The organism is Bacillus sp. FJAT-53060 (assembly GCF_037104745.1).
Taxonomy (GTDB): Bacteria; Bacillota; Bacilli; order Bacillales; family Bacillaceae; genus Bacillus; species Bacillus stratosphericus_B.
Genome location: NZ_JBAWSW010000005.1, coordinates 22,440 through 38,747, shown reverse-complemented (window position 1 = coordinate 38,747; position 16,308 = coordinate 22,440). Strand labels below are relative to the sequence as shown.

Annotated in this window: 3 protein-coding genes; all 3 read left to right on the top strand. The window is 43.7% G+C overall.

Features of this window, described 5'->3' with window-relative positions:
* Positions 1 to 17 precede the first annotated feature (17 nt).
* From WAX46_RS03540 to WAX46_RS03530, 3 genes are read left to right on the top strand one after another with little or no spacing between them, the layout of a single operon-like run.
* Positions 18 to 9,107 (top strand): non-ribosomal peptide synthetase/type I polyketide synthase, encoded by a 9,090-nt coding sequence (locus WAX46_RS03540; protein ID WP_336493365.1) that lies wholly within the window; start codon positions 18 to 20, stop codon positions 9,105 to 9,107.
* 20 nt (positions 9,108 to 9,127) lie between these two features.
* The gene (locus tag WAX46_RS03535) at positions 9,128 to 11,797 is read left to right on the top strand and encodes a non-ribosomal peptide synthetase (RefSeq protein WP_336493364.1); all 2,670 of its coding nucleotides are present in this window, start codon (positions 9,128 to 9,130) and stop codon (positions 11,795 to 11,797) included.
* Positions 11,790 to 16,292, top strand: a complete 4,503-nt coding sequence (locus WAX46_RS03530) for a type I polyketide synthase (RefSeq protein WP_226567474.1) — start codon at positions 11,790 to 11,792, stop codon at positions 16,290 to 16,292. Before WAX46_RS03535 ends, WAX46_RS03530 begins: the two co-directional genes overlap by 8 nt.
* The last annotated feature ends 16 nt before the right edge of the window (positions 16,293 to 16,308 follow it).

The following is a 16,308-nucleotide window of genomic DNA, read 5'->3' as shown; positions in this document are numbered from 1 at the left end:
AGAAAGGAGATGATCCCATGGCTTTACAGCCGCAGAAGCTGGATAAAAAGAACATTGAAAATATGTTAGGTATCACTACGATCCAAGAAGGAATGCTGTTCCATCATTTAATGGAACCGCACGGAACGGCTTATTTTGAACAACTGCTGATCCAAATAGATGGACAGCTTGATCGAGAAACTTTTGAACAATCTTGGACGAATGTCACCAATCTGCATGACATGCTCAGAACATTGTTTAGGTGGCAGGAGCTCGCAAGGCCTGTACAAATTGTGCTGAAGCAGCATCAGCCTGATATTCGATATCGTGATTTGACTCAATCTGGGCAGCCTCTTCATCTGTTGAAAGAAGAGGTGGTGACACAGGACCGAGAAGAACGTTTTGATCTACAGCAAGTCCCATTTCGCTTGACTTTATGTGAGGTCAATGATGAAGTCAGTTGGATTCTGATTAGCTTCCACCACATTTTATTGGACGGATGGAGCCTTGGGATTGTATTAAGTGATTGGATGAGTGCATATGAGCGGTTGTCTAATGGGGACACCCCCCTTCTTGAACAAAGACCGTCCTATCAATCATTTGTCAAATGGCAGCAGAAAAACCTTCAACAGACAGAAGCACAAGCCTCCTATTGGAAAAATGTCTTGGATGGCTGGAGTTATTCAGAACTGCTTCCAAAGTCAGGTAGCGCGTATGAAGCCACAGGGGCTTTCTCAAAATATGAGCATCAGGTGGAAGCCTCCATTGCTGAGAGTTTGAACGATTTCACGAATAAACATGACGTGACATTGGCATCTGTGATGTATACGCTGTGGGGTGTTTTGCTATCCAGATATGCCAACCAAGATGATATTGTGTTTGGAACAACAGTATCAGGAAGAAATGCGGATGTGCCTCATATAGAAAGGATGACAGGCCTGTTCATTAACACATTACCGCTGCGGGTCTCATTCGAACAGGAGCAGACTATTCTCGAATATATGCAGCAAGTCAATCGTGACGTAGCCATTAGGAATGAATATGAACATACGCCACTATCTGATTTAAAGAAGTATGCAGGTATGACGGCAGAGCAATCGTTATTTGATTCAATCGTCGTAATTGAAAACTATCCACTTGATCAAATGCTAACGAAGAACGATCATCCTGTTCGTATTCGTGGGTTTGAGATGACAGAGCAGACGGAATTCGATCTGACGCTTAGTGTTCAGGCGTTTGATGATCAACTACATTTCTCATTGGTGTATAACCCAGTCAGTTTTTCAGCTGAACAAATCGAAAAATGGTGTCAGCATTTTCTGCATCTCTTGTCTGATGCCTGTGAACATCCGCACAAATCTGCGGATCAATTACAGCTACTATCAGAAGAAGAGAAAGAAAAGCAGCTAGCGGTCTTTCGTCAATATGACGGAGCATCTTCTTGTAATGAACCGACGGTGATTGATCTATTTGAAGAGCAAGTGGAACGAACGCCAGCTGCAACGGCAGTTGAGTTTGGCGATACGACCGTGACATATGAACAACTCAACAAGAGAGTGAATCAGCTCGCACATTATTTACAAAAGAAAGGGGTTAAACAGGAGCAGCGTGTCGGTATTTTAGCAGAGCATTCCATTGAAATGGTTGTGGCATGCTTGGCGATTTTAAAAGCTGGCGGTGCTTACGTGCCAATTGATCCTGAATACCCGCAGGAACGTATAGAGTATTTATTAGAAGACAGCGGGGTTGAATGGCTCCTGACTCATCCGATTAACGGGCTTACTTACGATTATAACGGAGAAAAAATTGATATCACACAGCCGGATTTATACACTGGATCATCAGATAACCTTACAACAGCCATCACCTCAGACCAAACAGCCTACTGCATTTATACATCAGGAACGACAGGAAGACCTAAAGGTGTACTCATTCACCATCTTGGCCTAGCCAACTATATTGACTGGGCAAAACAAGTCTATGTTCGAGGAGAAACAAGGCATTTTGCTTTGTATACTTCACTGTCATTTGACCTGACGGTTACTTCTATTTTTACACCACTGATTTCAGGAAATACCATCATGATTTATCACCATGAAAACCGGCAGCTGCTTGTCGAAGAAATTATAAAGGATAATCGTGCACATGTAATGAAGCTCACGCCGTCTCATTTGCAGTTTATTAAGCATCTGTCTTTTCCAGACAGCCAAATGAAATGCTTCATCTTAGGCGGAGAACAGTTGGAAACATCTTTAGCAAAATCCATTCAGCAATCATTCCCGCAGTCAATTGATATTGTGAATGAATATGGCCCTACTGAAACAGTTGTTGGCTGCATGATTCATCGATATGATCAAGACCGTGATCAAGACGTGTATGTACCGATCGGAAAGCCCGCACAGCATACGGATATCCTTCTTTTTGACAAACATATGAATCTCATGCCGGAAGGGACCATCGGAGAATTATATATTGGTGGGAAGGGTGTCGCAAAAGGCTATTTGAATCGCCCAGAACTTACCGAAGAGCGGTTTGTAGACCATCCTTTCCAGCCAGGTGAAAAAATTTATAAAACTGGTGATGTAGCGCGTATTCTGCCTAATGGCCTCATTCAGTTTTTAGGACGAAATGATGATCAAGTGAAATTGAGAGGCTATCGTATCGAAACAGGTGAAATTGAATTCTGGCTAAATGAACAGCCAGGGGTCAAAGCAGCGGCTGTCGTTGTAAAACCAGATGCTTCTGGTTCACCCTGTTTGGCAGCTTACCTTATCACGACAGCCATACTAGATGAATCCGCAATGAAACAAGCATTGGCTGATCAGCTGCCAGATTATATGATCCCATCTCACTTTGTTCAATTGGATGATATGCCGCTGACTGCTAATGGCAAGCTAGATAAACGGGCACTGCCTGCATTAAAACAGCCGCAGCAAACGAAAAAGCTGATGGGATCAGACAACCTTTCTGACACAGAGAAGGTCATTCATGACATTTGGAAAAAAGTCCTTGGTTTAGATGAGATAAGTGTTCATGACAAATTCTTTGACATCGGCGGGCATTCTCTCAATCTGATTCATGTCAACCAACAGCTTGCTAAGCGATTAAATCAAAGCATTCCAATGGTAGAAATGTTCCGCCGTCCGACAATCAGAGAGCTTGCATCATATTTAAGCGGAGCATCAGAGCCGGTAACAGTCGACACACAATCCGCGAACCAAAAGAGAAGAAAAGAAAACGAGCCAATTGCGATTATTGGAATAGCTGGAAAATTCCCTGGTGCGAAAAATGTTGAGGCATTTTGGCGAAATCTGAAGAAAGGAGAAGAATCGATTTCGTTCTTTTCCGATGAAGAACTGCTTGAAGCTGGCATTGACCGTCAAACCTTTGAACGTCCAGATTATGTGAGAGCAAAAGGTGTGATCGATGGATTTGATTTGTTTGATGCATCCTTCTTCGGTTATTCACCAGGTCAAGCAGAAATGATGGATCCTCAAATTCGCCTGTTACATGAGTACGCTTATAAGGCCCTGGAAGATGCGGGATATGTACAGGAAGATTATACAGGTAAGGTCGGTTTATTTACTGGATCCACATCGAACTTTCAATGGATTCAACAATTTGCATCGTCCCTTGATAGCAGTATGTCAGAACTATTTGAAGTGGGTTCACTTAATGATACGTATACCGTTAGTACAAGAATTGCCCATAAATTGAATTTGAAAGGGCCGGCATTAACGCTTCAAACTGCTTGTTCGACCTCTTTGGTTGCTCTACATTTGGCCTGTCAATCCATTGCAAATGGTGATTCAGATGTAGCGCTTGCGGGTGGTGTGTCGATTTTACACCCAGTAAAATCAGGCTACATTTATCAGCAGAACATGGTGAAATCAAGCGATGGTCATTGCCGCGCTTTTGACGATCAAGCAGATGGAACAGTTGGCGGAGATGGCGTTGGTCTTGTTGCTTTAAAAGCACTCAGTGAAGCCATAGAGGATGGTGACCATATTTATGCAGTCATTAAGGGCTCTGCCATCAACAACGATGGCGATCAAAAGGTTGGCTTCAATGCACCAAGCGTTGAAGGGCAGACACGTGTCATTCAGGATGCTTTACGTCAGGCAGATGTTTCACCGGAAACGATTGAATATGTAGAAACACACGGAACAGGAACGTCTCTTGGTGATCCAATTGAAATAGAGGCGCTGACAAAAGCCTTCCAAACAGAGAAAAAACAATTTTGCCGCATTGGGTCTGTGAAAACAAATATTGGACATTTGGATGCAGCGGCAGGAGCGGCTGGCTTGATCAAAGCAGTGCTTTCGCTTCAGCATCAAACATTTGTGCCAAGTCTTCACTTCAAAAAAGCCAATGAAAACATTGCATTTGAGCATAGCCCATTCGTTGTGAACACCGAACTGACCGACTGGAAGCAGCCGTCTTCACATTTGCGCCGAGCTGGAGTGAGCTCATTTGGAATGGGTGGAACAAATGCGCATGTCATATTAGAAGAAGCACCGCAAAGAGATCGTAAGCAAATGCCGCGTTCTGCCGAGCTGCTTGTCCTATCAGCGAAGAGCAAAACGAGCATTGAAAGAATAAAAGAAAAACTCATGACCCAAATCGAAAACACGCCTTCTATCAATTTGGCGGACGTAGCGTATACCCTGCAAACAGGCAGACAATTTTTTGGTTTCCGTCAGGCATTTGTTGCGGGAAGCAGAGAAGATGCCTTGCGTGTGTTAAAAGAAAAGCAAGGAAAGGGCATTGGCAAGCTCATGCATTCGCATGTTGAAAAACAAAAGATTGTTTTTATGTTTTCAGGGCAAGGCAATCAATATCTCAATATGGGATTAGATTTGTATCGAGAAGAGCCTTATTTCAAGGAGCAAATGGATGCCTGTTTTCAAGCATATGAAGAAGCAACAGGGACAAGCCTTGCCCGTATTCTGTATCCATTAGCCGTTGAAACAGATAAGGCGCACGAAAAATTGGCAAGCACTCAATATGCACAGCCAGCCATTTTTGCTATTGAATATGCACTCTCAATGCTCTTCATTGATTGGGGCATTCGCCCTGATGTGATGATCGGCTATAGCTTTGGCGAATTAACAGCAGCAGCTATATCTGGAGTATTCAGCTTAAAGGATGCGATGTCTATGGTTGCTTACCGGGCTAATGCCATGCAGGCGTCTCCATCTGGCGTCATGATGAGTGTTCCTTTACCTGAAGAAGAATTAAAACCGATGCTTCCAAAGGATGTTTCTCTTGCGGTCGTCAATGATTCTTCATGTATCGTGTCAGGGCTTGAAGAGGCGATCAATGAATTTGAAAATGAGTTGAAGAACAAAAGATTGATGTGTATGCGATTAGGCGGCACAATTGCGGCCCACTCACATGTCATGGAGGAAGCAGCGGAGCAATTCGGAGAAAAATTGCAACATATCAAAGCCAATAAGCTCCGAATTCCATTCATTTCGAATTTATCAGGAGATTGGATGACAGACAAGAGCGCTGGAGATGTGTCTTATTGGAAACGGCATATGACCGATACGGTTCGCTTTGCTGAAGGCATCAGGAATATCTTACAAGAGGAGAATATTCAATTAATTGAGATTGGACCTGGACAGGATTTAAGTGTCATGGTCAACCGATCTCTCAACGGCCTGAATCAGCAGGTATGCCATGTGCTAAGGCATGCAAAACAAGATGTGACGGATAGTGAGTTTTTACTCGCACAGATTGGTCGTTTATGGTCACACGGGCTGTCGATTGATTGGAATCGATTCCAGATGAACCGTCAAGCATTGAAAACACCATTACCAACGTATGCGTTTGATCGTACCTCCTATTGGTATGATCCATCAGATCTTGTAAAGCACGACAATTCAAAGCGGTTTGGAAAAAAGAGGCCAATGGAAGAATGGTTCTATACCCCTCATTGGGAAGCGGATCTTTTACCTTGCTCGCCATCCGATGATTCCTCTGCTGGAGCCATGCTTTTATTTGCAGAGCCATCTGCTTTCGGAGAGAAGGTAGCAGCTGAGCTTTTGACGAAACGGAAAGAGTACGTTGTGGTTCAAAAAGGAGATCAGTTTACGAAGCATAATCAAAAAAGCTATACCATTCGTTCTCATGTGCCATCTGATTATGAAAAGCTCATCTCGAATCTGGTAGATGATCATATCAACGTGACAAATGTTTGCCATCTATGGGGACTTTCAGATCGACTTTCATCCCAAACGGAGGAAGAGTGGGTCGTGCAAACGCAGCGAGATTCTTATTACTCCTTACTTTATATCGGACAGGCATTGAAGAAATATGTCTTTGACCAAAAGGTATTGATAACAGTTCTTTCTTCGCTGACGTATGCCATTGGCGGAGAGCCTGTGCTTTATCCTGAGAAAGCTGTCCATCTTGGACCTGCCATGGTGATTTCACAAGAAACACCGAACTTACATTATCGTATTCTTGATGTGGATCGTCCAGTAGAAAATGGTGTTCAGGAAAACAGTTTGTTGAAACAAATCAGCGATGAACTAGATCGAACGTATGGACAGCTTCTCACTGTCTATCGACGGAATAAACGATATGTGAAAAAGTATGCGAAAGGTTCAGTTCCTGAAACAGGACACGTTCATTTGGCTAAAAAAGATGGTGTGTACATTTTAATTGGCGGACTTGGTTTTATAGGATTGAACATCGCCCAGACTTTGGCCGAGCAAACGCAGGGAAAATTGGTCCTAACGAGTAGGTCTGGACTGCCTGATAGAAGCGAGTGGCCCGAGTGGCTAGCGACGCATGATGAACATGATCCAACAAAGAAGAAAATTCAAAAGGTCATGGCACTGGAAGAGACTGGCGCAGAAGTGCTGATAAAGAAAGTAGACGTTCGTCACCGAGAGGATATCCAGCAATTAATAAGCGCAGTGGATGCGTCCTATGGACAAATTGACGGTGTAATCTATGCAGCAGGTGTAACTGGTGACCAATCATTCCGGGTGATGGAGCAAACGGATGACACATTCTCAGAGCCGCATTTTGAGGCCAAGATGAACGGTGTACTTCATCTGAATGCTGCCCTCGGTGATCGACCACTTGATTTCTGCTTTGTGCTATCATCCTTGTCACCAATATTGGGTGGACTTGGTTTTACAGCCTATACAGCTGTGAATCATTTCATCGATGCGTACGTATATGAACGCAATCTACGTTCGCAAACGCAGTGGTCTGTGATTAGCTTTGACGGCTGGGAATTTGAGGATGGCAAGCAGTTGGATCTTCCAATCGGGGATGATGTCACCGAAACGTTGATTACAGAAAAAGAAGGAAGAGCGATCTTTGAGCGACTGCTTTCACTTCTTCAAGTTGAACATATTGTCATTTCGACAACAGATTTACACGATCGCATCCACCGATATGTAGATCGTCTATCTCGCGAAGAAGAGAGTGACGGTGAGCATGTACAAGATGGGACGATGTATTCCCGACCAGCGCTGTCGACGAATTATGTCGCACCTGAAACAGAGCTGGAGAAGGAACTAAGTCAACATTGGCAAGCGTTCTTTAAGATTGATGAAATTGGCATAGATGATCATTTCTTTGAAATGGGAGGAGATTCCCTAAAGGCGATCACCTTTATTGGCATCATTCATCGTGCATTTAGTGTAGAACTGACGCTGCCTCAATTTTTCCAAATGCCAACGATTCGTTTAATGGCAGAATATATCGATCAAGCAGATACAGCGACATATCAGGTGATTGAAAAAGCCGAAGTGAAGGAACGTTATCCTCTGTCGTCTGCCCAAAAACGTTTGTACCTTATGCAGCAAATGGATTTGAGCAGTACAGGATACAACGAATTTAAAGCGGGACGGATTAAAGGTAAGCTCGATATCAGCAGATTGGAATGGGCATTTCAACAGCTAATCAAGCGTCACGAAAGTTTGCGGACAGCGTTTGTACTAAAGAATGGCATCCCTTATCAAAAGATCGAAGAAGAGGTGCCGTTTTCTGTCACACTGTTTGATGTCACGAAAGGATCAAGTCAAGCATCTGAGGAAGATCAAAAACAAGTGATTGAACAATTTCTGACTCCCTTTACGTTAAGTGAGGCCCCATTGATGAGGGTAGGTGTGATGAAGGTCGCAGAAGAGGAGTTTGTGCTCATGCTGGACATGCATCACATTATCTCAGATGGTCTTTCTCAAGATATTTTGGTCAACGATTTTATGCAGTTATATGATGGAAGGACGCTTGCACCTTTAGCTCTTCAATATAAAGATTTTTCAGAATGGCAAAATGACATGCTTGCTTCTGATGCACTCAAAGAATCAAGTGATTATTGGAAAAATCGGCTGGAAGGTGCACCTGCACTAGATTTACCAACAGATTTCAACCGGCCAGAGGTGAGACAATTCCGAGGCGGACATTATACGTTCCGTATAGAAGAAGCAGAGCTGAACGCGTTTAAACAGGTCATTTCAAAAGAAGATGCAACTCTGTTTATGGGGCTGTTAAGTCTTTATCAGATTTTACTTCATAAATTAAGCGGGCAATCAGATATCACGGTTGGGGTTCCAGTATCAGGAAGAAAACAAGAGGAGCTGCAGCAAGTCATCGGTATCTTTGTCAATATGCTGCCACTTCGTTTATATCCTAAAGGAGAAATGACGTACCGTGAGTTCCTTAGCGATGTAAAGGCATATGTGATTGATGATTTCGGACATCAAGATTTTCAATATGAACAAATGGTCCAAGACCTGCAGCTGAGCCGAAATGTCAGCCGGAATCTATTGTTTGACGCTGTGTTCGCTTTGCAAAATATGAATCAGCCAGAACTGAAGGTAGGAGGTTTAACCTTTAGTGATTATCAGTATGAGACAGGAACGTCGCGGTTTGATTTATTGTGGATTGCGTATGAGCAGGGAGACGGGCTTTCTTCAACCCTTGAATATAATACAGAACTTTTCACAGAGGAAACCATTCAGCGCATTGCCGGCTTGCTGAAAGACATCATGCGAGCTGTCACAGTAGATGCAGTGAGATTAGAGGATATCGAACTGACTTCTTCATTCAAGCAACTAGACGACGTATCTCTTTTCGAATTAGATGACTTAAAAATATAAGTAAAGAGGTGAATGGAAGAGTGATTGAACAGGATGATTTTCAACTAAAAGCAGTGGCGAAGGAAAAGGTGAAGGAAAGAGCCTACTGGACATCTATTTTATCAGATGCTCAGTTGGATGGACGCATTCCCAATACGGTTTTACAAGCCAAGCCTGCTGCACTTAATCGATCGCTTTATTCGTCCTTCCCTACGGCTGTGAACCATTCGTTAAAGCAATTATGTGGAGATTCTGATTTGCGAATGTTTATTGTGCTGACCACAGCCGCATTTGGCTTGTTGCAACGTTATAGCGGAAAAACTGAATTGATGGTGACTGTTCCTACAATGGAACAGTCCGGCAATCAAAGCGCCATTAATCATATGCTGCCACTCAAGGCAGAGATTGATGTTCATATGAGCTTTAGCGCAGGATTAGACGCAGTAAAACAATCGTTTCAGGAGGCAGTGCGTCATCAAAACTACCCTGTTCACATTTTAATGGATGAAATTTGGCACTCAATAGGAGATAGCAATCAGCGTGTCAATCTGGCTTGTGCGTTTGAGACATTGCATGGACATGCTGATCGAGAGCAATTAAATGCGGATGTACTCATTGTATGGAAGAAAGAACAAGATCACCTTCATGCCGAAGTCCACTGGGATGCTTCAGTTTATGAAGATCAAATGATGGAGCAGTTTTCCAATCATTTCATGATACTCTTAGAGCAATTTCTCAAAGCACCTGAACAAGCCATGAGCACACACTCATTTCTGTCTGAAAAGGAAAAAAGTCAATTATTTGATGCATTTCAAGGGGAGTCGCTCCCTTATCCAGTTGATCGTGATATTGTGTCTTTATTTCAACAGCAAGTCCAGTTACATCCAGACCGAACGGCCGTTGTGTTTGACACCACCTCCTATACATATGAAGAGGTAGACCGTTTATCAGATCGCATAGCGCTTAGACTTTCTCAAAGTCAGATGACAAGGGAGACCCCAGTTGGTCTTAAAATGTATCGATCTGCTGAACTTGTGATTGCTATTCTTGGCATACTAAAGGCTGGCTATGCTTATTTACCGATTGATGTGAATCTGCCGATCGAAAGAATTCGGTATATGCTCAACAACAGTGGTGCTAAGGCCATTGTATCGGATTCAGCCGGAGATGATGGATTGGATGTCGAGGTTCACGTTATGCAAGACATGCTTCATGAATCGGAAGCAAAAGAGAAGCTGATTTCATCCATTTTGCCTTCGGATATGGCTTATGTGCTGTATACATCAGGCACGACAGGACATCCGAAGGGGGTTGTCATTGAACATCGTCAGGTCATTAATCTGGTTTACGGAATGAAAACACGCTTTTTTGATCTACTCTCAGATGATTTGCAAGTAGGAATGCTGGCTTCACATATTTTTGATGCGTCTGTTCAAACGTTGTTTCCAACATTGTTGCTCGGACATACGCTGCATATTGCAAAAGATGAAGTCCGAATGGATGGTCATGCGTTATGGGATTTTTATCAAAACAATCATATTCAGCTGTCAGATGTGACACCCTCTCATTTAAAGCTGATGAACAAAGCAGCAGGGCAATCGAAACAGGACCTGCCTGCACTGGACATGCTGCTTGTGGGCGGAGAAATATTCACAAAAGAGCTGAGGGATCAATTTTTACAGCATTTATCAAGTGAAGGACCCATCATGTTTAATATATATGGCCCTACTGAATGTACTGTTCAGTCATCATCTTTTTTGATTCCACATGATTGGGATGAACAAGTCATTCCTATTGGGCAGCCAATGCCAAATGAGCGTATCTTCATATGTGACGCGCAAGGGGAGCCAGTTCCGATTGGCGTATTTGGTGAACTGTATATCGCAGGTGATGGTGTAGCACGTGGGTACATCAATCACCCTGATCTGAACAAGGAGAAATTTATCAAAAAACCAGAGTTGGGCTGCGGGATGATATACACGACGGGAGACCTTGCAAGATGGCGTTTTGATGGGTTATTGGAATTTGCCAAAAGGATCGACAACCAAGTGAAAATCAGAGGATATCGGATTGAGCTAGAAGAAGTTCGTAGAGCTATTCTAGATGATCCACATTATCAGGGATTCATTCAAGATGTCATTGTGATCCCTAAGGAAACGACAGAGCAGGACCAATACATTTGTGCTTATTTGATGGCAAAACAAGTCATAGATCAGCGTGCACTTCGCCAGTCCTTAAGTGAAAGATTACCAGGTTATATGGTCCCAAGTCATTTGATTCAGGTCGATCAATTTCCTTTAAATCTATCAGGGAAATTAGATATTCAAGCACTGCCGAATCCAGAAGATCAGCAGCCGAGCGAGCAAGAGACAGTGACCATTCAGGCACATAATGAAACAGAGCAGAAGCTTGTTCGTATTTTCGCTTCTATTTTACAAGTCCCTGCTTCTCAGATTCGATTAGATGATCCATTTTTCGATTTGGGCGGGAACTCTTTTAATATCGTTGAGCTGTCAAATAAATTGAAAGAGGAATTTCAGCAGGAGCTGACCGTGATGGAGCTGTTCCAATATACAACCGTTTTACAAATAGCAGACCAATTAAGAAACAAAGCAGCAGGACAAGATAAACCAATAGAAGATGACGGTGAAAATGAAGCGGATGACTTAGAAAGTGCCGCACAACTGTTAGGCGGGATGATAGATGAGTAAGTTAACAGGATTAGAGGTTGCAGTGGTTGGTATGGCTTGCCGCTTTCCTGGAGCGAAGGATATTCATAGCTTTTGGGACAACCTTGCAAATGGAAGAGAGTCCATTACGTTTTTTTCTAAGGAAGAGCTACTTGAGGCAGGGGTTGAGCAAGAAGCATTGGATCATGAGCAATATGTACGTGCCAAAGGAGCTGTAGATCAGCATGATCACTTTGATGCGGATTTCTTTGGTTATTCACAGCGTGAGGCAGAAGTAATGGACCCGCAAATCCGCATGTTTCATGAGGTGGCGTGGGAATCCCTTGAAGACGCTGGCTATAACCCCGAAACCTATCAGGAGCCGATCGGTTTATTTGGCGCTGCTTCTGCAAATTTATATTGGCAAGCAGCTTCCATGCTAATGAGAACGAATAACTCATCTGAGCAATTTGCGGCTGTTCAGTTAACAGATAAAGATTTTATGAACACAAAGGTGTCCTATAAGTTGAATTTGAAGGGGCCGAGTGTAGCTGTTGATACGGCTTGTTCTTCCTCGTTGGTGGCAGTCCATTTGGCGTCACGCGCCCTGCTAACAGGAGAATGTAAAATGGCACTTGCTGGCGGTGTCACCATCACTACTCCTCACAAAAAAGGATACATGTATCAAGAGGGTATGATCATGTCTCCTGATGGACACTGCCGAGCCTTTGATGAACAGGCAAAAGGAACAGTTGGCGGCGAGGGCTGTGGAGTCGTTGTGCTCAAATCATTAAAGCAGGCGCTAAAGGATAAGGATCATATCTATGGTGTGATAAAAGGATCGGCGTATAACAATGATGGCGGGAGAAAGGTCGGTTATACAGCCCCAAGTATAGAAGGACAAAGTGAAATTATTAAAAAGGCGCTCAACATCAGTCGTGTAGAAGCCGAGAGCATTTCATATATCGAAGCACATGGCACCGGCACGACCCTCGGAGATCCGGTTGAAATTGAGTCACTCAATAAAGCCTTTCAAACCGATAAAAAACAGTTTTGTGCCATTGGGTCTGTAAAAACAAATATCGGTCATCTTGATTCAGCGGCAGGTATTGCTGGCTTTATTAAAACGACACTGAGTCTTTATCATCAAACATTGCCGCCGAGCCTTCATTATAAGAAGCCGAATCCAAAAATTGATTTTGAATCAAGTCCGTTTTATGTGAATACAAAACCCGTACCATGGACGAAAGTGGGTCATCCATTGCGTGCTGGGGTCAGTTCATTTGGTGTCGGCGGAACGAATGTACATCTCATCCTGGAAGAGGCACCCATAGCCGAAAAACTGTCAGCAGAAAAGGATCACGAACTTCTGGTAGTTTCGGCAAGATCGAAACAGGCGGTTCAAAAGTCTGCTGAGCAAGTCACATCTTATTTAAAAGAACAAAAGGATGTGCCGCTGTCACATGCTGCATTTACGCTGCAAGAAGGACGAAAGCATTTTCCTTATCGCCAAGCCTTGCTTGCCAGCCCAGATCGCACATTCCAGTCATCAGGACAGCCTCAAATGGCCTTTCAACAACCTGCAGTTGTCTGGATGTTTTCTGGTCAAGGTGCTCAGTATGTCAATATGGGCAAGGATTTATATGAGAATGACCCGGCATTTAAACAAGCGCTTCAGAAATGTTTTGCCATTGTTTTATCATTGGCTGGCATTGAGATCGAGAGAGTGCTATATCCTTCAACCGAAGAGGAAGGCACCCAGGCAGAACATCTTATGCAACAAACTTCTTATACACAAATCATCTTGTTTAGTTTTGAGTATGCCCTCGCATCGAAGCTCATGGGACTAGGCATACGTCCGCATTATTTTATCGGTCATAGTATTGGAGAAATCACGGCTGCCTGTGTGGCAGGTATCATCCAGCTTGAAGATGCGATTCGGATCGTTTTAAATAGAGGCAATTTGATGCAAAAGATGCCTCCAGGAGATATGGCTGGTGTGGCGCTTTCAGCCGAAGAGATTGAGCATAAACTTCCAGATGGTGTCGAGCTTTCAGCGGTAAATAGCTCACAGTTATCTGTTGTATCTGGTCCTTCTGATCGTTTGCAGGCTTATATTGAACAGGTTGAAAAAAGAGGAGCGTCTGTTCAAAAGTTGAAAACCTCTCACGCCTTTCATACGAGTATGATGGCTGATGCAGCTAAGCAGTTTAAGGAGGTTCTCTCTGAAATGACCTACCAGCAAGGTCATATACCAATCATTTCCAATGTGACCGGTAGCTGGTTAACCCATGAGCAAGCAGCATCACCTGATTACTGGGCATCTCATATTAGGCAGCCTGTTTTATTTAGTCAAGGGATAGAGAGGTTACTTGCATTTGGAGAAGTGGTCTTCATTGAACTCGGTCCAGGTCATACATTGACTCAATTCGTGAGACGGCATGATCGCTATGATGTGGACAAAGCAGCTGCTGTTTCATTGGTAAGACATCCAAAAGAGCAAGCAGCTGATGATGAATATATGCAAAAGGCAATAGGAAAGTTATGGAGTTACGGAGTGGAGCCGAACTGGAGGGCTGTCAGAAAAGGAGAGGCCCCATATCGAGTCTCTCTACCAACCTATCCATTTGAGCATCAAAAGTTCCCCTCACCGCAGTTCCAAGCTGATCAGCTGATGAGTGCATTATCTCCAACAGCACAGAAGAATCACTTAGCTGACTTTCAAGACTGGTTCTACATTCCAGTGTGGGAGCGATCTTCACCAGTACTGAAAGAACAGAATCATCAAGGGAAGCGTGTGTTGGTTTTTGAGAAAAATGGTCATATCGGCGCCTATTTGAAAGAGCGAAATGCGCAGGTCGTCAGCGTATGTCAAAGTGATCATACAATAAAAGAAAATGACCAGATGATGAAGGCAGACGTTCATATGCTGACACATATAGAGTGGGTCATGGCTGAATTACAGCAATCTGGATTTATACCTGAAGACATCATCTGGATGCATGATGAGCTCACTTCGGAGACGGAAGACAAGCCAAATTATTTATCTGTACTCGATCTCGTCAGGCTGATCGGAAAACACCATAACACACACATGAGACTTCATCTCGTGACGAGCCAAGCGCATGATGTCATCGGGACGGAGAAGATTCAGCCTCTTCAAGCAACAATGACAGGACTTGCGCTGACCATTCCGCAAGAATATCAGCACATAGCGTGTCATCACATTGATTTATGTCAGGATAAGATGGCAAATTGGCCGCTATTTCTCTCATATGAGGTAGCGATGCACGATCAAGAAGCGATCGTTGCATATCGTGGCAGCAGCCGGTGGATTCGAAAAGCTTCAAGCACATCGTTAAGCCGAGAGGAATCGTCTAAGCAGCCTTTCAGATCTAGCGGCGTTTATTTCATTACTGGTGGTATGGGCGGCATTGGCTTCACATTAGCTAAGCATTTAGCAGAAACGTATCAAGGGAAACTTGTGATCATGACCCGATCACATATACGTGAACGATCTGAATGGCACGAGCTGCGTGATGAAGATGGGAAAGAAGCTGAGGCTGTTAAAAAGCTGCTGGCTCTTGAAGAATTAGGTGCTAGTGTACAAGTTGTACAAGGTGATGTGTCGGATGAATATGCTGTACAGCAAGCGATTCAGCTAGCCCATACGGTATTTGGTGGTTTACATGGCGTCATTCATGCGGCAGGAGAGGCAGACGGGAAGATCATCCAAGCAAGAACAGTAGAAGATGAGATTCGCATGTGTCAGGCAAAAATCAACGGAACCTATGTGTTGGGGGAAGCACTCAAGGGTGAAACGCTCGATTTCTTTTTGCTTTGTTCATCCCTCGTTTCCTTTCTTGGAGCGGCTGGACAGGTTGCTTATGCGGCTTCTAATGCCTTTATGGATAGCTTTGCTCATGAGAAAAGGAAGGAAGGGAAGCCAGTTATTTCTTTGAACTGGGATCGCTGGGAGAAAGTCGGTATGGCACATGATTCGGCATTGGCGGCGAAAGTCAATGACATGCTGGCACTTGAGGAGCAGGCAGGAATTTCTCCAGAACAAGGAATGAAAGTGCTCCAAGAAGTGCTGCGACTAGATTATCCGCAAATTCTTGTGTCAGTTCGAGATATGGGAGAGAGAATCAAACATCGCTTAACATCTGTGCAACAAGAGGAGACGCCGCTTCAAGAAATATCACAGGGAATAGATGATCGTCTAGAATCATCTTTGAGTGATGTGCTCAGCTCCTTTTTTAAACATGAGCCGGATGTAAATGAGAATTTCTTTGAAATGGGTGCGACATCCCTTGATTTGTTGCAGATGAGTGGACATATCAAATCGGTATACGGCATTGAGGTTCCGGTGGTCATGATGTATAGCCATCCAACCATCGCGTCATTGGCTGCCGAATTGAAGAGAATACATGGTGTAAAGGAAGAAAAGCCAGCTGTTGCCGAATCATCTAAACTACGCAAACAAGCGATGGCTGAAGGGAAAAATCGCCGTAAACAGAGATTAAAACGAAAATAGATGGGAGAAATGTAGC